Source organism: Ruegeria sp. A5, assembly GCF_056543005.1.
In genome coordinates this window covers 216,452-239,335 of sequence record NZ_JBQGAV010000006.1, presented here as the reverse complement: position 1 = coordinate 239,335, position 22,884 = coordinate 216,452, and the positions used below count along the sequence as shown (strand labels likewise).

Here is a 22,884-nt window from a genome sequence, read left to right as displayed (position 1 = left end):
CTGCGGTCAGCGTGGTCTTGCCGTGGTCAACGTGGCCAATCGTGCCGATGTTGACGTGCGGCTTATTACGCTCAAACTTTTCCTTTGCCATTCCTCAGGCGCCCTTTTTGCAATTTGGGGGACCCTTGGTCCCGTGGTTACATCTGCGCGCGCGAGATATTTGGTTCAGGGGGGAAAATCAAGCACATCCTGAGGGAAATGCATCCATCACGCCGGATTTTGTGTGACAGCTTCGGTTTCAAGCGGCTGGATCAAGCTGGGACGCTTGTCAAACCAGCCATCATCCTTGTGCTCTTCGGCCAGCCATTCCTCAACCCGGTCGGCAACCTTCAAGGCCAGACCGTTCATCTGTTCTTCTCGGGTGCGCGCATTTCCTGATCCTGTAAGGGCGCTTTCACCGGTGGTATCTTCGAGCACCTGAAACTGCTTGCCTTTAGCAAGGAACTCTTTCTTTTCGACGTCATAGACGTTTACCAGAACGATGGCGGTGCTTTTGGGGTTGTAAATCACAGGAATTCCCGGAGGTGCCAACATGTAGCCCTCGAGACTGATGCCAATGTCGTATTCCTGTGAACCTTCATACCGGCCAAGCCTGATGTCCACTGCATTCTGGATCGCTTTGGTCCATTCATCCGGCGTAGCATCCCGCGAAACCGGTCCTTGAACGGCCTTTTCCGCAAAGGCATAATTCACGCGTAGCTTGAATTCACCCAGCGACTCGGGGTCTTCATAAACCTGCGTTTGGGTGCATGCGCCCATCAGGGCCAACCCGGTGATCAGTGTCAGAATGCGCAGCATGTCTCTCGTCTCGATAGGCCTGTTTTCTTTGGATGTAGCGCACCGATACGGGTTGTGCCAAGCAGTATCGGCAGATTTTCACCAAGCGGACAGCATATCACGAGAACTTGTAATCCCTCGGAAAGCCATAAGGTGCTTTTTTACCGACACCTGCGCGCTTGGCCAGCCATTGGGACATATCTGCCTCGTGCCGGGTTTTGTCGCCGCCCATGGACCATTTCAGTCCCTCTTCCCAGTTGAAGGTGGTGATATCGGATAACCCACCATCCAATTCCAGTGTGCCCTGCCGCCCACGCGCCATGTTGTACTTCTGCAAGCGGACACCCTTACCACGGGTCATCTCGGGCAGTTCCTCTGTCGGGAACACTAGGAATTTCCCGTTCTGCGAGACGACAGCAACATGATCGCCCTCAACCGGCTTACAGATCATCGCCGTCTCGTCTCCTTTGACGTTCAGCACCTGTTTGCCATTCCGGGTCTGCGCCAGAACGTCATCTTCCGGCACCATAAAGCCGTTGCCCGCATCTGAGGCCACAAGCAGCTTGCGCCCCGGTTTGTGGATCAGGATGTCGATAATCTGCGCCTCGTTCGGCAGGTCGACCATCAGACGTAGCGGTTCGCCCATGCCACGCCCGCCAGGCAGGTTAGCGGCGCTGACGGTATAGAATCGGCCATTTGACGCAAAGACCAGCAGGCGGTCCGTAGTTTCCGCGTGGAAAATGAAACGCGGGCCGTCACCATCTTTGAACTTCAACTCGCGCTTCAGATCGATATGGCCGGTCATTGCCCTGATCCAACCCATCTGAGAGCAGACGACCGTGATCGGTTCCTTGTCGATCATCGCCTCAAGCGGCACTTCCTCGACCTGACCTGCCTCGGCAAATTGTGTCCGGCGCGCGCCGCCTTCATAGTCTTTGCCGAAGGTCTTCTTGGTCTCTTTGAGTTGCTCGGCGATCTTGGCCCATTGAAGGGCGGGGTCGGCCAGCAGGTCTTCGAGGTTGGCGCGTTCCAGCATCAGTTCGTCACGTTCGCGTACCAGTTCCATCTCTTCCAGACGGCGCAAGCTGCGCAGGCGCATGTTGAGGATCGCATCGACCTGCACCTCGGACAGTTCGCCCTCACCCGGCTTCGGCGAGACGTAATCGGACTCATCGGTTGCGCGGACGTGATCGATGCCCCAATCTTCGCGCATCAGAGCGGCCTTGGGGTCGTCGTCGTAGCGGATGATATCGATCACCCGGTCGAGGTTCAGGAAGGCGACGATAAAGCCCTCCAATACCTCAAGGCGGTGGTCGATCTTGGCCATGCGGTGACGCGACCGCCTGATCAGCACCTCTTGCCGGTGGTCAAGGAACGCGCGCAGCACTTCCTTCATCGAACAGACCTTGGGCGTCACCCCGTCAATCAGCACGTTCATGTTGAGGCTGAAGCGCACCTCAAGGTCCGAGTTGCGATAGAGCATGCCCATCAGCACCTCGGGGTCCACGTTCTTAGAGCGTGGTTCAAGGATCAGGCGGATGTCATCAGCGGATTCGTCGCGGACATCGGCAAGGATCGGGATTTTCTTGGTCTGGATCAGTTCCGCGATCTTTTCGATCAGCTTGGATTTCTGAACCTGATAGGGAATCTCGGTGACGATGATCTGCCACTGGCCACGCCCCAGATCTTCAACCTCGTATTTACAGCGCAGCCGGAAGGATCCACGCCCGGTGCGGTAGGCCTGCGCGATATTTTCGGGCGGCTCGACAATGACGCCCCCGGTTGGAAAATCCGGGCCGGGAACGTAATTCAATAGCGTATCGTCACGCGCATCCGGCGTCTTGATCAGATGCAGACAAGCGTCGCACAGCTCGGAAATATTATGCGGCGGGATATTCGTCGCCATGCCCACCGCGATACCGCTGGCGCCATTGGCCAGTAGATTCGGGAACTGTGCGGGCAACACGACCGGTTCGGTCAGTGTGCCGTCATAGTTGTCGCGGAAATCGACAGCGTCTTCGTTCAACCCTTCCAACAGGGCTTCGGCGACGATGGTCATCCGCGCCTCGGTGTATCGAGAGGCCGCCGGATTATCGCCGTCGATATTGCCAAAATTCCCCTGCCCGTCGACCAGTGGATATCGGACGTTGAAGTCCTGTGCCAAGCGCGCCATTGCGTCGTAAATCGCCGCGTCGCCATGAGGGTGATAGTTACCCATCACGTCGCCAGAGATTTTCGCTGACTTACGGAAACCGCCCGTCGCACTGAGTCGCAACTCGCGCATCGCGTAGAGGATTCGCCGGTGAACCGGCTTCAATCCATCGCGCGCATCTGGCAAAGCGCGGTGCATGATGGTGGAAAGCGCGTAGGTCAGGTAGCGCTCGCCAATTGCGCGGCGCAGCGGCTCGGCTACCTCGCCCCCATTGTCAGGGGTCTCCATATTGGGGTCGTCGATCGTATCGTTCATACATGATGTGATACGACGCAAGCGCGCGCGGGTAAAGCAATCGGCGCATATTTTGCTGGGGACAAGTCGGGCTTTTTGCAACAGGGGGAGGCAAGTATCGGATTTCCCCCGCTTTTCGACTCGAAGCTGAATCTATGGTAGGCTTTCGAACATTAAGACTGCTGCCTTTTATTGATGTTACGATTGCCAGGGGGTGCGCCATGAAGCGTGTTATTGTTATCACTTTCGCCATGCTCGGCTGGAGCTTCTATGTGATGAGCGGGGGCCCGGATTTCGAACCGCGCGGCACCCGCACCGAGCAACCGGTTCGCGTTGCCTCTGTGCCAGAACATGAGCCTGCATCCGACCACGCACCTCGGGCTAAAGACGACCACGCACCTCGGGCTGAAGACCTTGTGACCAACGTTGCCGCGCGCATTGTACAGGCGCGCGCTCAGCCCGAGCCACAAGTAGAGGAGGATGCCGCGGTCGTCCTGTCACAAGTCACCAACGATCCGCTGTCTCAGTTCTCTGCATTTGACGAGAACGGCGTCAGCTTTACTCTGGCTTCGCTTGAAGACGGAGCCGCCGGACTGTTGCAGGTCGAGGCCGAGGTGCAGGATGACATCACACCTGTGAATCAGGTCATCGAGCCCGAGAAAGATATCCGCGAAATCTCGGGCACGCGGGTCAATATGCGCGATGGCCCCGGAACGATTTACCCCATCATCGCCAAAGCCAAACTTGGCCAGCGCGTCGAGGTTCTCAGCGATTCCGGCACCGGCTGGCTGCGTTTGCGGTTATACCCTGATCAGCGTGTGGGTTGGATTTCTGCCTCACTGGTTCGGAAACCAACAAACTGACGCAACTGTGTCATTGTCCTGACCTAAAGCTCGCCATAGCTATGGGCGAAGTACAGAGGCGGGGGCAATATGCAGAAATCAATTCTGATCACAGGCTGCTCATCCGGGATCGGTCTGGACGCGGCGCACGGGATGCGCGCGCGCGGTTGGCGCGTTTTTGCCTCATGCCGTCAACAGCGTGACTGTGATCGGCTACGGGCACAGGGTTTCGACAGCCCGCTGATCGACTATACCGATTCCGATAGCATTACCTCAGGCCTGCAGCAGGTTTTGGACGCGACCTGTGGTACGCTGGATGCGTTGTTCAACAATGGCGCTCACGGCCTTCCCGGCGCGGTTGAAGATGTCCCAATCGAAGGGCTTCGCCTAATTTTCGAGACCAACGTATTTGGCTGGCACGAACTGACCCGGCAAGTGATTCCCGTGATGCGGGCTCAGGGCCATGGGCGCATCGTGCAGAACTCATCAGTGTTGGGACTGGTCGCGTTCCCCTGGCGCGGGGCATACGTCGCCACCAAATACGCCATCGAAGGCCTGACCGATACCTTGCGCCTAGAGCTACGAGACACCGACATCAAGGTCATCCTGATCGAACCAGGCCCGGTCACCTCGAAGATCCGTGTGAACGCGATCCCTGTCTTCGAACGCTTTATTGACTGGAAAAGCTCAGCCCTGCGACAGAGATACGAGGATACGCTGCTGAAACGCCTCTACGAATCCTCCGGACCTGACAAGTTCGAACTGCCTGCCTCGGCTGTTACCGCCAAATTGGCCCATGCGGTTGAATCCAAGCGCCCACGTCCGCGATACTATGTGACGACGCCCACATATGTCGCCGGATATCTGCGCCGTATTCTGCCCACCCGGGCCATTGATCGCATCCTCTCGGACATATGAGGCGAAATTACCTGTTCGCTTTTGCCGCTATCAACGCTAGATGACAGCTCAACAACTGAACAAACACGGACGGTGAGCTATGGACCTAACGATGGTCATACTGCTTCTGGCCATGGCGGCGGTCGTCGTCGTGCTGGTGATGGGCATTGCCAATTTTGGAAAACCCGGCAAAGAGGCCGCGCTGAAAAGCAACAAACTGATGCGCCTGCGGATCCTGTTTCAGTTCATTGCGGTGCTGCTGATCGTACTTTACGTCTATCTGCGTGGGCAGGGAGGGTAAGGCATGGTCGTTCTCAACAAGATTTACACGCGCACCGGCGATGATGGGAAAACCGCTCTGGGCAATGGCGAGCGCGTCGCCAAATATTCCGGGCGTGTCGCGGCCTATGGCACTGTGGATGAGCTTAATTCCTTTGTCGGCGTGGCACGGACCGAAGCAGACGGAGAAGTCGAAGCCGCCTTGTCCCGTATCCAGAATGACCTGTTTGATCTGGGTGCCGATTTCTGCCGCCCCGACATGGATAAGGATGCCGAGGCCGACTATCCGCCCCTGCGTATCGTTTCCGCTCAGATCGACCGGCTTGAAGCCGAGATCGATGCGATGAATGAAGCGCTCCAGCCCTTGCGCAGTTTCATCCTACCCGGTGGCTCACGTTTGGCCGCGCATCTGCATGTGTGCAGAACAGTTTCGCGCCGGGCCGAGCGGTTGGCGGTTGAGCTGACAAACATGGAACCGGTCAATGAGGTGGCTGTCAAATACCTCAACCGCCTGAGCGATTGGTTCTTTGTCGCCGCGCGCTGTGCCAACAACGGCGGGCACGATGATGTGCTCTGGATTCCCGGCGCAAACCGGTGATCGCGCCTGCCGTCGGGAAACTAAATTTCGTTTCTGGTCCAAAAAATGACAAAACGCGACGTCTCGAAACCATGACGTGACGATTTTGCTCTGTCGCAGAACATCACGACCCGCTATCTAAGCCAGCGAGAGCATTGGTGGAGTCGCTGCGCGGCTTGCCGTTTTTGTAAGGAGCATACGCAAAAATGAAGGTACTCGTGCCTGTCAAGCGCGTGATTGACTACAACGTGAAAGTTCGTGTGAAAGCGGATGGCAGCGGCGTTGATCTCGCCAATGTAAAAATGTCGATGAACCCGTTCGACGAAATTGCCGTGGAAGAGGCGATCCGCCTGAAAGAGGCGGGCAAGGCCGATGAGGTTGTTGCCGTTTCGATCGGTGTGAAACAGTCGCAGGAAACCCTGCGGACCGCACTGGCCATGGGCGCCGACCGTGCCATTCTGGTTGTCGCGGCGGATGACGTGCATCAGGACATCGAACCGCTTGCAGTTGCCAAGATCCTCGCCAAAGTGGTCGAAGAAGAGCAGCCCGGCATCGTTCTGGCGGGCAAGCAGGCGATCGACAATGACATGAACGCCACCGGTCAGATGCTGTCGGCCCTGCTGGGCTGGAGCCAAGGCACTTTCGCATCCGAGCTGGACATCGAAGGCGACACTGCCAAGATCACCCGTGAGGTTGACGGCGGTCTGCAGACCATCTCCGTCAAAATGCCAACCATCGTGACCGTCGACCTGCGCCTGAACGAGCCGCGCTACGCGTCGCTGCCGAACATCATGAAGGCGAAGAAAAAGCCGCTGGATGAAAAAACCGCCGCCGATTATGGCGTCGACGTCACGCCGCGTCTGGAAATCGTCAAGACCGAAGAGCCGCCGGCACGCGCCGCAGGTATCATCGTGGGCTCGGTTGATGAGCTGGTCGAGAAACTCAAAGAAGCGGGGGCTGTGTAATGGCTGTTCTTCTTCTCGCAGAGGTTAACAATGGTGAGCTGTCGGTTGACGCCACCGCCAAGACCGTAGCGGCTGTCAAGTCGCTGGGCGACATCACCGTTCTGGCCGCAGGTGGTTCTGCCGCTGCTGCTGGTGAGGCCGCTGCCAAGATCGATGGCGTATCCAAGGTTCTGGTGGCCGAAGACGCCTCGCTGGGTCATCGCCTGGCGGAATCGACCGCAGCCCTGATCGTGGGTCTGGCCGATGGGTACGAGCATATCGTTGCCCCTGCCACCACCGACGCCAAGAACGTGATGCCGCGCGTTGCAGCCCTGCTGGACGTGATGGTGATCTCGGACGCGTCTGGCGTGGTCGATGCCACCACTTTCGAGCGTCCGATCTACGCGGGTAACGCGATCCAGACCGTGAAATCGAACGACGCCAAGAAAGTCGTGACCATCCGGACCGCCAGCTTCGATGCGGCGGGCGAAGGTGGTTCGGCGGCGGTCGAGACCATCTCGGTCGGCGAAAACCCCGGCCTGTCGTCGTGGGTCGAGGACAAGGTTGCTGAAAGCGACCGTCCTGAACTGACTTCGGCTGGTGTTGTTGTTTCGGGTGGCCGTGGTGTTGGCTCGGAAGACGACTTCAAACTGATCGAAGGCCTAGCCGATAAGCTGGGAGCCGCCGTTGGTGCCTCACGCGCCGCAGTTGACTCGGGCTACGCCCCGAACGACTGGCAGGTGGGTCAGACCGGTAAAGTTGTTGCCCCTGACCTTTACGTTGCAGTCGGCATCTCGGGTGCGATCCAGCACCTGGCGGGCATGAAGGACTCCAAGGTCATCGTTGCGATCAACAAGGACGAAGAAGCGCCGATCTTCCAGGTCGCAGACTTCGGTCTGGTCGCAGACCTGTTCCAGGCCGTGCCGGAACTCACCGAAAAACTCGGCTGATTTCAGACAAAGATTTCTCGACGAAAAATCTTAGAAGGCCCGCCACTGGCGGGCCTTTGCTGTTTATACGCCCAGGTCGTTGATCACTTGGGCAAGTGAGCCAGCGATATTGCGATGTGTGGCTGGGCCGATCATATGCTCGGCAATCGGTTGTTGCAGGGTGCCAAACAACATGTCTTCAAGCTCATCGGATACGCCGGACACCTGAACCTGCAAGGACAAAATATCCGTACAATGGGGTCTCAAAGGCTCAATCATCTCGGGGTTGATTGCAAAGCCGTCACCCGGTGTCGAATCCAAATCGCTCCTCTCCACTTGCAGATGCAAAAGCAGGACGGGCGGGCCTACTTCTGCAAGAAACTTGCCGAGCTTTTCGATCCAGACATTGCGCAACTCTTGTTCCACAAGTTCAATTCGGGCATCCGAGCGTGCCGACAGGCGATTCAGCAAGTGCTGTACAAAATGGACATCCGTAAAATCTTCTTCGGGATACAGCGCAACCAGATCGGCATTTGGCGCAACGAAACGGTCATTGCGTCGTGGGTGCACCCGGTAGAATCGGTTCGATAGCCCCAGCATGCCGGGTAACTGCAGGACGCATATATCAGATCGGTTTGCGATCTCCAGTAGCCCTTTGTCCTGCGTCAACGCTTCGACACCGCAGAACAGGCTGCCAAGGTTGACGCATCGACGATCCAGACGACGTTCCAACTCATTGGGAAAGGGGGTTTCCACGAAACGGCCAAAAGTCTCTTCGCCCCCCAAACATGCCACATAGGGGTTGTTCAACGCCCTTTGAGGGCCCCTGAAACGTAGTTTCGAATTTTCATATTCGCACGTCGTTTCCGCGGAATGGACCGCATTGATCGATTGATAGCTCATCACACTCACCCAAATATTCACCCAACCGCCATTTTGCCGCCGCAAGTCTTGAGAAAGTCCTAATGCGCGCATTTGAAGCGAAATTGACTGTCCCCGTCCCCTTGCCGCCCATAGGGAACTGCCGATAATGTCGCCATATTCTGCGAACAAGGGCATCGAACAAATGGACGTAAAATCAGTCGGAGTGATCGGCGCTGGACAGATGGGCAACGGGATTGCTCATGTTATGGCGTTGGCAGAGTATGATGTTCTACTGAACGATGTCAGCCAGGACGCGCTAAACAGCGCTATGGCAACCATTGAAACCAACCTGGCGCGTCAAGCGTCACGCGGCAAAATCTCGGATGATGCAGTGAAATCCGCGTTGAGTCGGATCACGACGACGCTGAATCTGCCGGATTTGGGGCAGACCGATCTTGTAATCGAAGCCGCGACCGAGCGGGAAACGGTGAAACAGGCAATCTTTGAAGACCTGTTGCCGCACCTACAGCCACATACGATCCTGACATCGAACACTTCGTCGATCTCAATTACCCGGCTGGCCAGCCGCACCGACCGGCCCGAACGTTTCATGGGATTCCACTTCATGAACCCGGTCCCTGTGATGCAGCTCGTCGAGTTGATCCGGGGCATCGCCACCGATGAAGCAACCTTTAACTCCTGTAAAGCCGTAGTGGACCGGCTTGGCAAAACCTCAGCCAGCGCCGAAGATTTTCCGGCCTTTATCGTGAATCGCATTCTGATGCCCATGATCAATGAGGCGGTTTACACATTGTATGAAGGTGTCGGGAATGTGCAGTCCATTGACCAATCGATGAAACTGGGCGCAAACCACCCTATGGGCCCATTGGAACTGGCGGACTTCATCGGCTTGGATACCTGTCTGGCGATCATGAACGTGTTACATGACGGACTGGCAGACACCAAGTATCGTCCCTGCCCGCTGTTGACGAAATATGTCGAAGCCGGATGGCTGGGACGCAAAACCGAACGCGGGTTTTATGATTATCGAGGCGAGGTTCCGGTACCCACACGGTAGAATCTGAGAGGGCCAGCCCTCTCTTGAGCCTATGGCTCAATTCACTCCCGAGATATTTTTGGCCAGATGAAGGGGCGGATCAGGATTTGAGCGTCTTGCCCAGCGCCATGGTGTGATCACGGAGCCATGCCATGAAACCGCGGGGGTCGCGTTCCAGCAGGTCCATGTCTTTATCCGAAATCGGGTCACCGATCACCGGCGACTGGGGCCTGTTGCAGGATCGGACGATTTCGTGCAGCAGTAGGCCCTGGCGCAGGATGGGCGATATCCGGTTGGCAATTTGATACCAGCGCGAGTTGCTGCCAGGGAAGAAGATCGGCACGACCTTGGCACCCGACCTACGGATCATCTTCGCGGTGAAGACATTCCACTCCCGCTCGATGGCTGGTCCGAACCAATCATCCGAAGACATCACAACACCTGACGGGAATAACGCGACAACGCCCCCATCTGCCAGATGTTTCATCGTCTTGCTGCGCATCTCGAGCATCTTGGCCTGCGCTTCAGGATCATGCGGGAAGGGCACCGGGATCATGAATGAGGTCGCAGCTTCATCCAACCCAGTCAGGACTGAGCGGGTCAGGATGCGATAGTCACTGCGGACCCGGCCGATGAGTTCAGCGAAGATCATGCCATCAACCATGCCGTGCGGATGGTTCGCGACGACCACTACGGGGCCTTCTTTTGGGATGCGGGCGATCTGTTCGGCTGGGGTTGTCAGCTCGATACCCATGGTCTTGAGCGCACCGCCCCAGAACTTCTGACCTCGATAGCGTTCGTTCTGCTTCTCGAACTTGTTGACCATGCGCAAGATGGTCAGCTTGCCTGTGCACCATTCGATGGCGCGAATGGCCGTAGACGTCCAGGCATCGTCAAACGAGTTGGCGTAGGTCAGGGTTCTGCGGTCGTAGATTTCACCCTGATCGGTGTCGTGATCCACTACAGGACCTGTCTTGGTATCGTGCGTGGTTTCCGCCAATTGCCTTGTCTTTCCGTCCTTGGTGTCGTGGCTGTCAGAACCCTTCGCCGAACTTATCGTTCACCAATGTTTCCAAAGCCTCTGCCAACGCCTCAGCATCCGGGCCGGACGTCTCGACGTCAATAGTGCTTCCGCGCGACGCTGCCAACATCAAAAGGCCCATGATACTGTCGCCCGAGGCAGAAAGCCCGTCTCGTGACACCTCGGCGCGCGCATCAAAGCCTTCGACCACCTCGACCAGCTTGGCAGAAGCGCGGGCGTGAAGGCCCTTTTCATTGATAATTTTCAAACTCTTGGTCGTCATATGAATTTATCCGGTGTCAATCCAATGTCACATTTTGCGCATTGATGTACTTTCGTCCAGCTTCCAAAGCCAAACGCACGGCCTCCGCCAGTGGCAAGTGGCGACTTTTGGCCAGTTTGATCAGCATGGGAAGGTTGGCCCCGTAAAGGATTCGCCGGTCTTGTGGCGCACATGCGCGCAGGCTCAGATTCGAGGGGCTGCCGCCAAACAGATCGGTCACCACAACGACGCCATCGCCCATATCGACCTCGTCCGCCGCGCGGCAGATTTCAACTTGTTTCGCTTCGCGATCATGGTCGGCTTCTATCGGGATGGCCACCAGTCCGGGTTGCTTTCCAACCACATGCTGCGTGGCCGCAAGATACTCCTGAGCCAACCCACCATGTGCAACAATAACGATCCCGATCACTCCGGCCTCACATTCATCGCGCGTCGTTCCATTTCGCGATGCCTAATTGCCACCTGCTGCCCCCCTTCTGCAAGGGCCTTTGCAACTGCTTCAGCCACCGCGACCGAGCGGTGCTGCCCTCCGGTGCACCCAAATGCAACTGAAAGGTGCGCTTTGCCTTCCTCACGGAAGGCCGGAAGCAGTTCGATCAGCAGGTCGACCACCCGGTCAAAGAAGACGCCATAGTTTGCATCTGATTGAACATAGGCCGCCACATCCGAGTTTCGACCATCCGCATCCCGCAGTTCAGGCCGCCAGTATGGATTGGCCAGAAACCGGCAATCGAACACCATGTCCAAACCGCGCGGCAAGCCCCGCTTGTACGAGAAGGATTCGATCGACACCGCCAGATGCCGCCCGCCCTTTGGGGCGAACCAGCGTTCGACCTCTTCCCGCAGCTGATGCACATTCAACGCGCTGGTGTCGATCAGCGTGTCGGCAAACTCGCGAATTGGGGCTAACAGTTCCTTTTCCTGACAAATGCCGGTTTCCGGGCTGGCATCAGTCGCAACCGGGTGACGGCGGCGGGTCTCCGAGAAGCGACGAAGCAGCACCTCGTCCCGGCAATCCAAATAGAGGATCGTCAGGTCGACATTCTCCATCCGGCCCAGTTTGGCGGCAAGTTCGATAAACCCGGTGGTTGAAAAATCGCGGTTGCGCGCGTCTATACCCAAAGCCATAGGGCGCGCAGGCTCCGAATTGTCGACGAGGCGAGCCAGCAACCCCATCGGCAGGTTGTCAATCGCCTCGAACCCCAGATCTTCAAGCACATGAATTGCGGTCGATCGCCCTGCACCGGAAGGACCTGTTATCAGAACGACGCGCTGTTGTGCTGTCATGTATTCGGCCATTCCGGGGCTACGCGCCCCATTTTCACAAGTTGAATAAGTCCTGCAGCCAAATTGGGCACGCCAGCCCCCCGAAGCAAGGGAACAGTTTGCTTCAACACAAGAATTTCAGCGGGTTCAGGTAACCGCGCGGGCTCGGGTTGGTCCATATCCACAACGAATGCCAATCGGACCGGCCTCGCGGCTTCGGCCCGCAGCAACCCGATGCCGCGCGCTTCAATCAGGCCGCGGATCTGCGGAAGTCCAGCTGCCATCACGTGATCGGCCTGTCCGGTCAATTCGACCCGGTCATCAGCGACAAGCTGCGCCCCAAGCGCCATCATCTGTAGCGCCAAAGAAGATTTGCCCGTACCCGAGGCGCCAATGATCAATACGCCCTTTTCCTGAAGCGCAACACAGGTCCCATGAATGCAGGCCGACCCTTGATCCGCTATCTCAGAAAGTGGGGTGGTGCTCATAACCTAGACGGGAAGCCCGACAACAAACCGCGCACCCAGTGGGTCCGAGGTGATATCGGCCTCGGTTGGACGGATATTTTCTGCCCAGATCACACCACCATGCGCCTCGACGATTTGTTTCGAAATCGCCAATCCAAGGCCCGAATTGTTGCCGAAATGCTCTTCGGGGCGTTCGGAATAGAAACGCTTGAAGATCTTGGTCAGCGCCTGATCAGGAATGCCGGGACCGGTGTCTTCAACCACCACGAGCACGCGGTTGTCACGACGGCGGACCCAGACCCGGATGGCGTCTTTGTCCTCGCAGAACGAAATCGCATTGGTGATCAGGTTGACAAAGACCTGCGCCAGACGCGCCTCGAGCCCGTTGACCACGATGGGGTCCGAGGGAAGGTCTGTGATATATTCGATGCCTTTCGAACGGGCATCTTCACCCAGAAACTGACTGATATTGCCAAGCAGATTGAGCAGGTCAAAGGGCTGCTCTTCTTCTTTCACCAACTCCGCATCCAGCCGCGATGCGTTCGAGATATCGCTGACCAGTCGATCCAATCGCCGCACATCATGCTCAATCACGCCCAATAGCTTTTCGCGCTGATCATCGCGTTTGACCATACGCATGGTGCCCACGGCGGATTGCAGGCTGGCCAACGGGTTCTTGATCTCATGCGCGACATCGGCCGCAAATTGTTCGTTCGCGTCAATGCGGTTGTAAAGCGCCGTGACCATCCCGCGCAAAGCCTGGCTCAGGCGGCCGATTTCATCCGGACGCGCACTGAGATCCGGGATGCGGATACGTCCGGGGTTCACTCCGGCTCCGCGGTCCTTGCCCATCTCGGCAGCAGCGGCCAGATCAGCAAGAGGATTGGCAATCGTTGAGGCCAAAACGAGGCTCAGACCGATCGAGACCAGCAGTGCCACCACAAACATCTGCAGGATCCGCTCTTGCTCCTTGCGGGCCAGCGCATCGATCTCGCCCGCCGGGCCCGCCATAGCAACGGCACCCACAGGCGTATCGTCCAATAGGATCGGGGCCACGGCGACAATCACCGTCTTGCCTTTATCGTCGTGCACGGCCTGTACTTGCAATCCGCCGTTCAGCGCCTGCGGGATCATTTCCTGCACCCGTTGCGCCAGCGTCGGAGCCTCGCTTTCGGAAGAACCGCTAAAGACCGCAGACACACCATTCCAAACCGCATTCAATGCGTCGCTGATCAAAGTGCTTCCAGTGGCGCTGTCGGCGTCCTGATGCAAAAGGCTGGGCAATTTGTCGGCCATGGACGCCCCGCGTGTCCAACCGATCAGAGTGCCCGTGCCGTCATAAACAAAAACCTCGCCGCCTTCGGGCAAGCTGAGACCCGCTAGCGTATCACGGACATCCAATGTGCCTGCACCATTGGCAGAGGGTTGACGCAGCTGGGTTTCAAAAACGTTGCTGACAAGTTGGGCATCACCGACCAGGTTCTGCGCGGTTTGTTGAACCCGTTCTTTTCGCGTGTCGTCCAGATACAGCAGCCCTGCCACCAAAATGACAAGGGCAATGAGGTTGAAGGTGATGATCCTGCGCGCCAGGGGCGAATAGCGCATAGAAAACAGGTTTCGTCGCGAACGCTTGGCCTGTAGCTCGGCAGCATCAGGGTCTTGGGGGATGACCCAGTCATCCCCAAGAACGACGTCTGCGTCGTGCACTTGGTTGGCTTGTTCAGTATCGCGCACGAGACCCCTTCGGCTTGATAAAACGGCCGCGCCTATTCTTCGTTATAACGATACCCGATACCGTACAGCGTTTCTATCGCCGAAAACTCGGGATCGGCTGCGCGCATCTTCTTACGCAGTCGCTTGATATGACTGTCAATGGTGCGGTCATCCACGTAGACCTGATCATCATAAGCCACATCCATCAGCTGATCGCGACTTTTGACAAAGCCCGGACGTTGCGCCAAGGCCTGCAGCAGCAGAAACTCGGTAACTGTCAGCGAGACATCATTGCCTTTCCAGCTGACAGCGTGGCGCAGCGGGTCCATCCGCAGCTCGCCCCGCTCCATCACTTTTGTATCGCCCGAGGCCGCATTGGTCACATCACCATCGACCGCTTCCTGACGGCGCAGCAAGGCGCGAATCCGTTCCACCAGCAACCGTTGCGAGAACGGCTTCTTGACGTAGTCATCCGCGCCCATCCGCAGGCCCAGAACCTCATCGATCTCATCATCCTTGGAGGTTAGGAAAATCACGGGCATCTGGGTTTTCTGCCGCAGCCTTTGCAGAAGATCCATGCCGTCCATCCGCGGCATCTTGATATCCAGTACGGCCATGTCTGGCAGCTTTTTGTTGAAAGCGTCCAGCGCAGCCTGACCATCGTTGTATGTTTCGACCTCAAACCCTTCGGCTTCGAGTGTCATGGACACGGACGTCAGGATATTTCTGTCGTCGTCCACCAGTGCAATCTTTGACATCGGGTTCACCCCTATTCCTGCTCACTCGCGCAATAATACGCTTTTTTGTAAGGCATTGTTGGCGGTTTTGAGCCACCGAATCAACTCGTAACCTCGAATCGTGCCATTCTTGCGGCAGGTATGCGGCAAATTTGCCTTGCTGCGCCCAAATAGCTGCCTTGATTTACGGCAGACAAATCGTGATGGCGCTAAACCTCAACTTGGTTGCGCTAACTACCCCCAACCCTCCTGTTCATGTCCCAAAATACCGTGATAAGAGGCGCTTGACCGCCGGCTCTTTCCGGTATCCGCCCCAATGGTGCACCCGGCCCAAGGCCCTCGCGCCGCCACAGGAGAAGACACACATGACATCTGGACGGGTTAACCCGCAATTCCGCCTCGAAGATCAGGGCATCGAGGGTCTGGGCAATGTCTATTACAACTTCATGGAACCGGCGCTGATCGAAGAAGCGCTGAAGCGCGGCGAAGGCACCCTTGGCAATGGCGGCGCCTTTCTGGTCACCACCGGCAAATTCACTGGCCGCTCGCCCAAGGACAAGCATGTTGTCAAGACAGACAGTGTTGCCGACAGCATCTGGTGGGAAAACAACGCCGCCATGAGCCCTGAAGGTTTTGACGCGCTCTATGAAGATATGCTGACCCATATGAAAGGCCGCGACTACTTCGTGCAGGACCTCGTGGGTGGGGCTGACCCCAGCTACTCGATCAATGTGCGCATGGTAACCGAGCTGGCGTGGCACAACCTGTTCATCCGCCACCTGCTGCGCCGCCCGGATCGTGAGGATCTGGATGATTTCACGGCTGACTTTACTATCATCAACTGTCCCAGCTTCCAGGCGGACCCCAAAAAGCATGGCTGCCGCAGCGAAACGGTGATTGCACTGAACTTTGACCGCAAGCTGATCCTGATCGGCGGCACCGAATACGCCGGCGAGAACAAGAAGTCCGTCTTCACCCTGCTGAACTATATGCTGCCCGAAAAAGGCGTGATGCCGATGCACTGCTCGGCTAACCACGCGGTTGGCAACCCGGTCGACACCGCCGTATTCTTCGGCCTGTCCGGCACCGGCAAGACCACCCTGTCTGCCGACCCGTCGCGCACCTTGATCGGTGATGACGAACACGGTTGGTCGGATCGAGGCACCTTCAACTTTGAAGGTGGTTGCTATGCCAAGACCATCAACCTGAACGCCGAAGCCGAACCAGAAATCTACGCCACCACCTCGAAATTTGGCACGGTGATCGAGAACATGGTTTTTGATCCCGAGACCAAAGAGCTGGATTTCAACGACGACTCTCTGACAGCGAATATGCGCTGCGCCTACCCGTTGGAATACATCTCCAACGCGTCGAAAACTGCATTGGGCGGGCATCCTAAGAACATCATCATGTTGACCTGCGATGCGTTCGGTGTTTTGCCTCCGATCGCTCGGTTGACGCCTGCGCAGGCGATGTATCACTTCCTTTCCGGCTTTACCTCGAAGGTCGCCGGGACCGAACGTGGCGTGACCGAACCGCAGCCCACCTTCTCGACCTGCTTTGGCGCGCCCTTTATGCCACGCCGCCCCGAGGCTTATGGCAACCTTCTACGCGATAAGATTGCTCAGCATGGCGCGACCTGCTGGTTGGTCAACACCGGCTGGACTGGAGGTGCCTACGGCGTGGGCAGCCGCATGCCAATTAAGGCCACCCGCGCGCTGCTGACGGCTGCACTGGAAGGATCACTGACCGATGCGGAATTCCGCAAGGACGCCAATTTCGGCTTCGATGTGCCGGTCTCTGTCCCTGGTGTGCCCGAGGTCTTGCTGGATCCGCGCCGCACCTGGGACGATCAGGAAGCCTTCGACAAACAGGCGGAAAAGCTGGTGCACATGTTCGCGGAAAACTTCGAGCAGTACCTGCCCTTCATCGACGAAGACATCAAAGCTGTCGCGATCGGTTGATCGAATTCAGGGGCCATCATGGCCCCTGACCCACCAAAGCTTACGCATCGGCACCTTGTGCACACAGACAAGTTCATTGCGATAACGTGCAACATGCGCTATCGCAATTTACCCAAGACGCTTCGAAGCCCGGCGTCCTTTGGCAGCGGCTTCTGTTAAATTTGAACATCGGGCGATCCGGGCTAGCTTACTCACATCATGTCTCGGGCCGTTCAACAAGGTAATGATTATTTCTACACGGGGATGGGTGTCGGCGTGATGTGTTCAAAAGGTCAGCCTTTCGAACTGCCTCGGTCCGTCACGGAAACTATAGGCAAGTAATGACTGAAATCTCAAAACTCACCGAACTGCGCAAACTGATGCAAAGCATGGAGCGCACTCTTGGGCTGGAAGAACTCTCACCGGTCGAGCGCGACATCTACTATGCCGCCGAAGAACTGTCGAAAGATGATCGCGAAGTACGCACCTTTGGTCTGATCGAACACACGCTGGTCAAAAGCGTATCTCGCCCGACATTTTTCCGCGCGCTGAAGTCTCTGGTTCAAAAGGGTTATCTGTCACAAAGCGGTAGCGCCAATCGCGGACGGTATCTGGTTCATGCGCCCAGGTGATCGCCACCCCAGATCTGTAATCGGCTGACCCCGTGCGCAGATGGGCCTCTGAAACATTCTATGCCTCTTTGGCCTATGTCGCTGCATCGTTCCTAACATTCCAGGTGCTGATGCCGCTTCAAAACGTGTTTTTTCCCGCATACCCCAGCTATGCCAGCTTATTGTTCCTGCCGCACGGCGTGCGGGTTCTGTCGGCCTGGTTATTGGGATGGAGGGCGATATTCGCACTGTTGCCCGGCGTTGCCATCGTCTTTGCTCTTGTGGGCGGTTGGGATGTTCTTCTGCCCAGCAGATTGCTGGCGATCACTATCGCGGTCACCACAGTTCCAGCGGTTTTTTATGTCTGCAAGGCGTTGGGCTGGGATTTGTTTCCGCGCGTCGATCGGAAGCCATGCTGGTTATGCGTGATGGGCGTTGGAATCATCACATCGGTATTGGTGTCCGTTCTCACCAACATGGCCTTCGGCAGCGCAACGGCCGAGTATATCGCCTATCTGATCGGTGATATCTCAGGTCTTTTTTTCCTAATGTTGGGCCTCTATTTCGCCTTTCGATTTGCTGAAAGACGCAACTAACCCAAAAGACCCCTGCGCAGCAGGTTCAGCCCTGCAATCAGCAGTACAAGCAGAGTGAGTTTGCGGAACTGTGCCTGATCGATACGATCCTGCAGAAACTGACCCCCGCGCATTCCCACCAAGGCAGGGATAATCAGCAGCGCTGAGAACACCGCTGTGTCAGTCCTTAGAATACCCGAACCCAGATGCGCCACAATAAGCGCCACGGCGCCCAGACCGTATATCACGCCCTGTACCCGCATCTGATCCTTCTTCGGTGTATTCAAGGCTGTCAGATAGGCCACGGTTGGTGGTCCCCACACGCCCGAGATGCCGCCGACAGCACCGGCCACCGCACCCACCATAGCCTCAACCCGCATTGAGGGCGCTTGCAGCGTCAGTTTCAGCCCCAGTAGTTGCATCAGAGCGAAGAACGAAACTGGTGCGCCTAAGATCAGCAGAAATGCCTTGGGCGACAAGATGTTGATCAGCTGCGCGCTGGCCAATAGACAGACCAGTCCAACGCTCAGAAATACCTTGAACTTTCGAACTGACGCCGCCGCCGCAGGTAAACCTTCCCGCAAGGCCTGCACCCCATTGGTCACCAGCGTGGGCAAGATTAGACCTGCCAGCGCCAGCTCAGGCGGCAGCATCATGCTAAGACCAGAAACAAGCACCATTGGCATGGCAAAACCGACCATGCCTTTGACCCAGCCCGCGACGAAGGCAACGACCAAAGCCAGACAGAAATCCTGCGGCGACATAAGTGAAAACAGTCCCATCGACCCTTCATACCAGTCCAAAAAATTTCTGCACTGCAAAAGTCACTAAGCAATTTTTGAACTTTTTATGGATGATTTGCGTATTTTTGTTGCGCTGCATGTGCAGCATGATATGACCAGACAACCCAGCAGAGGACGTGATTCATGGCCCATGACGGACAGGATGTGACGAACATGACGCAGCCAGCGGTTTTGCCCGATCTTCTAACACTCAGCGCAGCCGCCCTGCCCGGCGTTCAAGCGGTGTTCGATAAGGCGGTCGAATCGGTTCGCGCGCAGGTGACTAGCGAAGGGCGAATATCGGGCGCACTGATCGAGGCCAATCAGACAGCCGCACATGGGCTGGCTTGGCTGGCCACATACCACCAGTCGCTGCAGCAGATGCAGCGCTGGGCCGAGGCGCTTCAGGCCGAGGGAAAATTCGGCGAGATGGAGCAGCTGTTGCATCAGATCGCCTTTGGGGAATACTTGCATCAGATCGCCGGTGGTATTCCGATGAACCAGGGCGAGGTTGTACGTTTGCAGGATCTTGGCCTTGGCTGGGATGCTCTGTCGGGATTCCAATGCAGCGAAGTGCAGACACTGATGGCGCAAGCCAACTCTCAGGCCGCGCGCACGCGTCTGGTTGAGTTGATGCAGGACCAGTCCGGTGCCACCATGTTTGGTGCGTCTGGTCTGGACGAAGAACTGGAGATGATCCGAGACCAGTTTCGCCGCTATGCCGTTGAAAAGGTTGAGCCTAATGCCCACGAATGGCACCTGAAGGACGAACTGATCCCAATCGAGATTATCGAGGAACTGGCCGAGATGGGCGTGTTCGGTCTGACCATCCCCGAAGAATTCGGCGGGTTCGGCCTATCCAAAGCCTCAATGTGTGTGGTCTCGGAAGAGCTTTCGCGCGGGTACATCGGTGTGGGTTCTCTGGGCACACGGTCCGAAATCGCCGCAGAACTGATCATCGCGGGCGGTACGGATGAACAAAAGGCCAACTGGCTGCCAAAACTGGCCAGCGCCGAGATCCTGCCAACCGCTGTTTTCACTGAACCCAATACCGGATCGGATTTGGGCAGCCTGCGCACGCGGGCCGTCAAGGGTGAAGATGGTAACTATAAGATAACAGGAAATAAAACATGGATCACGCACGCGGCGCGCACCCATGTGATGACCTTGCTGGCGCGGACTAATCCCGACAGTACCGATCACCGTGGGCTGTCCATGTTCCTGGCTGAAAAGACACCTGGAACCGACGAGAACCCCTTCCCCACGCCCGGCATGACTGGTGGTGAGATTGAGGTGTTGGGTTATCGTGGCATGAAGGAATACGAGCTGGGATTTGACGGCTTCGAAGTGAAGGGCGAAAACCTGCTGGGCGGCGAAGAAGGCAAAGGTTTCAAGCAGTTAATGGAAACCTTCGAGTCTGCCCGCATCCAAACGGCTGCCCGCGCCATCGGCGTAGCGCAGAGTGCTTTGGACATTGCCATGCAATATGCACAAGACCGCAAGCAGTTCGGCAAATCTCTGATCAATTTCCCTCGCGTCTCGGGCAAGCTGGCGATGATGGCGGTCGAGATCATGATCGCGCGACAGCTAACTTATTATTCTGCTTGGGAAAAAGATCACGGTCAACGTTGCGACCTTGAGGCCGGGATGGCCAAGCTGCTGGGCGCTCGAGTTGCTTGGGCTGCGGCGGATAACGGGCTGCAGATTCATGGCGGCAACGGCTTCGCTCTGGAATACAAAATTAGCCGCGTGCTTTGTGACGCGCGCATCCTAAATATCTTTGAAGGCGCCGCAGAAATACAGGCGCAAGTCATCGCGCGTCGATTGCTGGGCTGACGCCCGAAGCGACGCGGTTTCCCCAACTGAACCCGGCCTTGCGCCGGGTTTTCTTTTTCTTCCGTGTTGTACGGACCTTCAGGCCTATTTCTTCCGAGTTGTACAACTCGGTTTCAGGGCTTAATGGGCGAAACTTCCCCCTCGGATCGAGCGCAGAAATCGGGTAAAGGGCGTCAACCAAACCCAGCGCCCAAGCTGGCCAGAGGAGAATCGAGCGTGAAGATCATCATCGCAGTTTTGGCCACCTGCATGGCCCTTGCCGGATGCGCCATGGCACCAAACACCGGGCCCGATGATGTGGACCAGTTGGCACAAGCGATCCAGCAGCTTGACCCCAAGGTTGACCCTGCCGAGGCGCGGCGTGCAGCCGAGATATCTTATGCCTATTCCAATCAACTGAAACAGGACTGGAACGTCACCGATCCAGCCATCATCCACAACGCAAAGGTCATCAACGGATTTCGCGAAAAAGGTCTGTGCAATGATTGGGCGCAGGCTATGACCACGCGTTTGAAGCAAGAGAACTTTCGCACTCTGGATTTGCACTGGGCCACGTCGCCTCCAACTGCGTTCCGGATCATCCACCATTCGGCTCTGATCAGCGCTAAGGGAGATTCAATGTATGAAGGCATCATCCTTGACCCGTGGCGCAACAGCGGGGTGCTTTATTGGGATCAGGTGCGCGAGGACACCAAATACAACTGGCGCCCCCGCCTTGAAGTGCGCGAAGAGTTAATCAGCGGTGTGAACCCCTACTGACAGGATATTGCGATGTTACGTCTGGCCTTGTTCCTGCCCCTTTTAACCCTGTTCCAATGCGACAAGGATGAGACTGTCGCCGCCTATGGCGCAGCGGATCAGACATGGGCTTTGCAAGAGATCGACGGGCAGCCTTTTGAGGCCAGCACCCTTTTGCGATTCCCCGAAGAGGGTAGGATTGAGGGCAATGCCCCGTGCAACACCTATTCAGGTACACTGAATGCACCCTACCCGTGGTTTGAGATCACCGATCTTGTCGCCACCCGCGCGGCTTGCGCAGGGCTTGAAGCCGAGGGGTTTTATTTCGCCGCACTGATGGCGATGACCCAGTCCGAGGTGTCCGGCGATGTGCTGATCCTGCGCAATGAGGACGGGCACGAGATGGTGTTCAAAGCCGCCGAGTAAACTGCGCCACAAATCGCGCGCGTGCGTCCGGCAAAGGCGTATGACCCAGCGACGGAGCCAGATGGTTTTCCAGAAAATACCCGGTCGTGCGCAAGGCTTCAGCAATCTCGGTATCCGGAGCCGCGCCTTCGCCGCGCAGGCAGGGGGGCAAAGGCAGCAGCTTATCGGCCCAGTCCCCTGCCCCCGCCGCACTGACCGCGCGGCCGGTTTTCGGAGAGACATAGACCAACCCCTCGGTCGCCCCTGTCACTGCGCAGGCCGAAAGATCCAAGCCAAAGCCCAACTCTTCCAGCAGCGCCAGTTCCCAGCGCAGATAGGCCAGTGGCCAGACGTCATCCTGCCCTAGCAGGTCCATCAACTGTTCTGTTTGCTGATAGATCGCCGGATGAGGCTCGCGTTCGGGCAGGCAAAAGGACAGCAGCGCCACCACCGCATTTAATCCGGCCAGCGCCAGCCGCCCTGAAAACGCCGCTGCAGCACGCGAACGCAGGGGTTCGACCTGAAAGGTACCAAGATGTTCTTCGAGCCGCGCGCGCCAAAGCACGTCCAGTTGCGCGCCGGGTTGCAGGATCGGGGCGATCTTGCGGCTGGTGCCTCCGCGCACAATGCCGGCGTGACGACCATGGGCTTCGGTAAAGACCTCGATGATCGCCGCTGTCTCACCATGACGGCGAGAGGTCAGAAGAATGCCGTGATCACGCCAGTCCAAGTTTGGCCTCGTCAGGTCAACAGATATATACGCAGGAAATCTTATGGCCGTTGCAGGTTCAAGGTGGAAACGCGTCAGGTTGACCCTGTGGAACACCAAAAACACGTTGCGTGACATCTGTTCACGCAATAGTGTTCACTTTATGTTCTACACGGAGGAATTTAA

The 22,884-nt window shown here is 57.0% G+C and carries 26 protein-coding genes; 13 read left to right on the top strand and 13 right to left on the bottom strand.

Annotation, left to right across the window (positions count from 1 at the left end; translation table 11 throughout):
- The 3 genes from ACR0AY_RS15240 to parC all read right to left on the bottom strand — a co-directional run.
- The coding region (locus ACR0AY_RS15240) for a GTP-binding protein (RefSeq protein ID WP_036223564.1) at positions 1–91 on the bottom strand (91 nt) is incomplete at its 3' end.
- A 116-nt stretch (positions 92–207) separates the two neighbouring features.
- Positions 208–798 carry a hypothetical protein gene (locus ACR0AY_RS15235; protein WP_170392584.1) on the bottom strand — a complete coding sequence of 197 codons (591 nt, stop codon included), beginning with the start codon at positions 796–798 and terminating at the stop codon, positions 208–210.
- Between the two features lie 97 nt (positions 799–895).
- Entirely contained in the window at positions 896–3,244 is a 2,349-nt protein-coding gene (parC, locus tag ACR0AY_RS15230) for a DNA topoisomerase IV subunit A (RefSeq protein ID WP_170513470.1), read from the bottom strand.
- A 200-nt stretch (positions 3,245–3,444) separates the two neighbouring features.
- On the opposite strand from parC, the gene ACR0AY_RS15225 reads away from it, so the two are divergent.
- From ACR0AY_RS15225 to ACR0AY_RS15200, 6 genes are all read left to right on the top strand, one after another.
- Positions 3,445–4,086, top strand: coding sequence for an SH3 domain-containing protein (locus tag ACR0AY_RS15225; protein WP_480454364.1), 642 nt, complete (start codon positions 3,445–3,447; stop codon positions 4,084–4,086).
- 69 nt (positions 4,087–4,155) lie between these two features.
- A complete protein-coding gene (locus tag ACR0AY_RS15220; protein ID WP_170513467.1) occupies positions 4,156–4,983 on the top strand; it encodes an SDR family NAD(P)-dependent oxidoreductase in 828 nt (275 codons plus the stop codon).
- 79 nt (positions 4,984–5,062) lie between these two features.
- Positions 5,063–5,263 (top strand): twin transmembrane helix small protein, encoded by a 201-nt coding sequence (locus ACR0AY_RS15215; protein ID WP_170392587.1) that lies wholly within the window; start codon positions 5,063–5,065, stop codon positions 5,261–5,263.
- 3 nt (positions 5,264–5,266) lie between these two features.
- A complete protein-coding gene (locus tag ACR0AY_RS15210; protein WP_170425243.1) occupies positions 5,267–5,839 on the top strand; it encodes a cob(I)yrinic acid a,c-diamide adenosyltransferase in 573 nt (190 codons plus the stop codon).
- Between the two features lie 185 nt (positions 5,840–6,024).
- Complete coding sequence (locus ACR0AY_RS15205; RefSeq protein ID WP_170425241.1) at positions 6,025–6,783, top strand: electron transfer flavoprotein subunit beta/FixA family protein; 759 nt, start codon at positions 6,025–6,027, stop codon at positions 6,781–6,783.
- Positions 6,783–7,712, top strand: a complete 930-nt coding sequence (locus ACR0AY_RS15200; RefSeq protein WP_170402252.1) for an electron transfer flavoprotein subunit alpha/FixB family protein — start codon at positions 6,783–6,785, stop codon at positions 7,710–7,712. Before ACR0AY_RS15205 ends, ACR0AY_RS15200 begins: the two co-directional genes overlap by 1 nt.
- Before the next feature lie 63 nt (positions 7,713–7,775).
- On the opposite strand, the gene ACR0AY_RS15195 is transcribed toward ACR0AY_RS15200, so the two are convergent.
- Entirely contained in the window at positions 7,776–8,594 is an 819-nt protein-coding gene (locus ACR0AY_RS15195; protein WP_480454362.1) for a DUF6473 family protein, read from the bottom strand.
- Positions 8,595–8,757: 163 nt separating this feature from the next.
- Here ACR0AY_RS15195 and ACR0AY_RS15190 point away from each other — a divergent pair, with 163 nt between their 5' ends.
- The gene (locus tag ACR0AY_RS15190) at positions 8,758–9,633 is read left to right on the top strand and encodes a 3-hydroxybutyryl-CoA dehydrogenase (RefSeq protein WP_170513461.1); all 876 of its coding nucleotides are present in this window, start codon (positions 8,758–8,760) and stop codon (positions 9,631–9,633) included.
- 79 nt (positions 9,634–9,712) lie between these two features.
- On the opposite strand, the gene ACR0AY_RS15185 is transcribed toward ACR0AY_RS15190, so the two are convergent.
- The 7 genes from ACR0AY_RS15185 to ACR0AY_RS15155 are packed head-to-tail and all read right to left on the bottom strand — an operon-like array spanning position 9,713 to position 15,120.
- Positions 9,713–10,612: a lysophospholipid acyltransferase family protein gene (locus ACR0AY_RS15185; RefSeq protein ID WP_170392592.1), complete on the bottom strand. Its 900-nt coding sequence runs from the start codon at positions 10,610–10,612 to the stop codon at positions 9,713–9,715.
- 34 nt (positions 10,613–10,646) lie between these two features.
- Complete coding sequence (locus ACR0AY_RS15180; protein ID WP_170392593.1) at positions 10,647–10,916, bottom strand: HPr family phosphocarrier protein; 270 nt, start codon at positions 10,914–10,916, stop codon at positions 10,647–10,649.
- Between the two features lie 16 nt (positions 10,917–10,932).
- Positions 10,933–11,325, bottom strand: coding sequence for a PTS sugar transporter subunit IIA (locus ACR0AY_RS15175; RefSeq protein WP_170392594.1), 393 nt, complete (start codon positions 11,323–11,325; stop codon positions 10,933–10,935).
- Positions 11,322–12,203 carry an RNase adapter RapZ gene (gene rapZ, locus ACR0AY_RS15170; RefSeq protein ID WP_480454360.1) on the bottom strand — a complete coding sequence of 294 codons (882 nt, stop codon included), beginning with the start codon at positions 12,201–12,203 and terminating at the stop codon, positions 11,322–11,324. The genes ACR0AY_RS15175 and rapZ overlap by 4 nt, the downstream gene beginning before the upstream one ends.
- Positions 12,200–12,670, bottom strand: a complete 471-nt coding sequence (locus ACR0AY_RS15165) for a phosphoenolpyruvate carboxykinase (ATP) (protein WP_170425232.1) — start codon at positions 12,668–12,670, stop codon at positions 12,200–12,202. The genes rapZ and ACR0AY_RS15165 overlap by 4 nt, the downstream gene beginning before the upstream one ends.
- A gap of 3 nt (positions 12,671–12,673) precedes the next feature.
- A complete protein-coding gene (locus tag ACR0AY_RS15160) occupies positions 12,674–14,383 on the bottom strand; it encodes a sensor histidine kinase (RefSeq protein WP_170392597.1) in 1,710 nt (569 codons plus the stop codon).
- Between the two features lie 32 nt (positions 14,384–14,415).
- Positions 14,416–15,120 (bottom strand): response regulator transcription factor, encoded by a 705-nt coding sequence (locus ACR0AY_RS15155; RefSeq protein ID WP_170392598.1) that lies wholly within the window; start codon positions 15,118–15,120, stop codon positions 14,416–14,418.
- Between the two features lie 344 nt (positions 15,121–15,464).
- Between ACR0AY_RS15155 and ACR0AY_RS15150 the strand changes: the two genes are divergently transcribed.
- The 3 genes from ACR0AY_RS15150 (at position 15,465) to ACR0AY_RS15140 (ending at position 18,249) form a co-directional block, all read left to right on the top strand.
- Complete coding sequence (locus tag ACR0AY_RS15150) at positions 15,465–17,063, top strand: phosphoenolpyruvate carboxykinase (protein ID WP_170513460.1); 1,599 nt, start codon at positions 15,465–15,467, stop codon at positions 17,061–17,063.
- 320 nt (positions 17,064–17,383) lie between these two features.
- Positions 17,384–17,674, top strand: a complete 291-nt coding sequence (locus tag ACR0AY_RS15145) for a hypothetical protein (protein ID WP_170392600.1) — start codon at positions 17,384–17,386, stop codon at positions 17,672–17,674.
- A 32-nt stretch (positions 17,675–17,706) separates the two neighbouring features.
- Positions 17,707–18,249: a hypothetical protein gene (locus tag ACR0AY_RS15140; RefSeq protein ID WP_255611805.1), complete on the top strand. Its 543-nt coding sequence runs from the start codon at positions 17,707–17,709 to the stop codon at positions 18,247–18,249.
- Here ACR0AY_RS15140 and ACR0AY_RS15135 read toward each other — a convergent pair.
- Complete coding sequence (locus tag ACR0AY_RS15135; RefSeq protein ID WP_170392601.1) at positions 18,246–19,010, bottom strand: sulfite exporter TauE/SafE family protein; 765 nt, start codon at positions 19,008–19,010, stop codon at positions 18,246–18,248. The two genes, ACR0AY_RS15140 and ACR0AY_RS15135, sit on opposite strands and share 4 nt — an antisense overlap.
- Positions 19,011–19,154: 144 nt before the next feature.
- Between ACR0AY_RS15135 and ACR0AY_RS15130 the strand changes: the two genes are divergently transcribed.
- The 3 genes from ACR0AY_RS15130 (at position 19,155) to ACR0AY_RS15120 (ending at position 22,010) form a co-directional block, all read left to right on the top strand.
- The gene (locus ACR0AY_RS15130; protein ID WP_170513458.1) at positions 19,155–20,846 is read left to right on the top strand and encodes an acyl-CoA dehydrogenase family protein; all 1,692 of its coding nucleotides are present in this window, start codon (positions 19,155–19,157) and stop codon (positions 20,844–20,846) included.
- 216 nt (positions 20,847–21,062) lie between these two features.
- A complete protein-coding gene (locus ACR0AY_RS15125; protein ID WP_170402284.1) occupies positions 21,063–21,605 on the top strand; it encodes a hypothetical protein in 543 nt (180 codons plus the stop codon).
- A gap of 12 nt (positions 21,606–21,617) precedes the next feature.
- Positions 21,618–22,010, top strand: coding sequence for an META domain-containing protein (locus ACR0AY_RS15120; protein ID WP_170513456.1), 393 nt, complete (start codon positions 21,618–21,620; stop codon positions 22,008–22,010).
- Here ACR0AY_RS15120 and recO read toward each other — a convergent pair.
- Positions 21,994–22,719: a DNA repair protein RecO gene (recO, locus tag ACR0AY_RS15115; RefSeq protein WP_170513454.1), complete on the bottom strand. Its 726-nt coding sequence runs from the start codon at positions 22,717–22,719 to the stop codon at positions 21,994–21,996. The two genes, ACR0AY_RS15120 and recO, sit on opposite strands and share 17 nt — an antisense overlap.
- Positions 22,720–22,884: the final 165 nt, after the last annotated feature.

Excerpts from the sequence above, each read along its gene's own strand:
- ACR0AY_RS15180 (WP_170392593.1), bottom strand. The coding sequence starts at position 10,916 with ATGACGACCAAGAGTTTGAAAATTATCAATGAAAAGGGCCTTCACGCC.
- ACR0AY_RS15165 (WP_170425232.1), bottom strand. The coding sequence starts at position 12,670 with ATGAGCACCACCCCACTTTCTGAGATAGCGGATCAAGGGTCGGCCTGC.
- ACR0AY_RS15235 (WP_170392584.1), bottom strand. The coding sequence starts at position 798 with ATGCTGCGCATTCTGACACTGATCACCGGGTTGGCCCTGATGGGCGCA.
- ACR0AY_RS15135 (WP_170392601.1), bottom strand. The coding sequence starts at position 19,010 with ATGGGACTGTTTTCACTTATGTCGCCGCAGGATTTCTGTCTGGCTTTG.
- ACR0AY_RS15120 (WP_170513456.1), top strand. The coding sequence starts at position 21,618 with ATGTTACGTCTGGCCTTGTTCCTGCCCCTTTTAACCCTGTTCCAATGC.
- ACR0AY_RS15145 (WP_170392600.1), top strand. The coding sequence starts at position 17,384 with ATGACTGAAATCTCAAAACTCACCGAACTGCGCAAACTGATGCAAAGC.
- ACR0AY_RS15150 (WP_170513460.1), top strand. The coding sequence starts at position 15,465 with ATGACATCTGGACGGGTTAACCCGCAATTCCGCCTCGAAGATCAGGGC.
- parC (WP_170513470.1), bottom strand. The coding sequence starts at position 3,244 with ATGAACGATACGATCGACGACCCCAATATGGAGACCCCTGACAATGGG.
- ACR0AY_RS15205 (WP_170425241.1), top strand. The coding sequence starts at position 6,025 with ATGAAGGTACTCGTGCCTGTCAAGCGCGTGATTGACTACAACGTGAAA.
- ACR0AY_RS15190 (WP_170513461.1), top strand. The coding sequence starts at position 8,758 with ATGGACGTAAAATCAGTCGGAGTGATCGGCGCTGGACAGATGGGCAAC.
- ACR0AY_RS15195 (WP_480454362.1), bottom strand. The coding sequence starts at position 8,594 with ATGAGCTATCAATCGATCAATGCGGTCCATTCCGCGGAAACGACGTGC.
- ACR0AY_RS15155 (WP_170392598.1), bottom strand. The coding sequence starts at position 15,120 with ATGTCAAAGATTGCACTGGTGGACGACGACAGAAATATCCTGACGTCC.
- ACR0AY_RS15215 (WP_170392587.1), top strand. The coding sequence starts at position 5,063 with ATGGACCTAACGATGGTCATACTGCTTCTGGCCATGGCGGCGGTCGTC.
- ACR0AY_RS15130 (WP_170513458.1), top strand. The coding sequence starts at position 19,155 with ATGGCCCATGACGGACAGGATGTGACGAACATGACGCAGCCAGCGGTT.
- rapZ (WP_480454360.1), bottom strand. The coding sequence starts at position 12,203 with ATGACAGCACAACAGCGCGTCGTTCTGATAACAGGTCCTTCCGGTGCA.
- ACR0AY_RS15225 (WP_480454364.1), top strand. The coding sequence starts at position 3,445 with ATGAAGCGTGTTATTGTTATCACTTTCGCCATGCTCGGCTGGAGCTTC.
- ACR0AY_RS15200 (WP_170402252.1), top strand. The coding sequence starts at position 6,783 with ATGGCTGTTCTTCTTCTCGCAGAGGTTAACAATGGTGAGCTGTCGGTT.
- ACR0AY_RS15220 (WP_170513467.1), top strand. The coding sequence starts at position 4,156 with ATGCAGAAATCAATTCTGATCACAGGCTGCTCATCCGGGATCGGTCTG.
- ACR0AY_RS15210 (WP_170425243.1), top strand. The coding sequence starts at position 5,267 with ATGGTCGTTCTCAACAAGATTTACACGCGCACCGGCGATGATGGGAAA.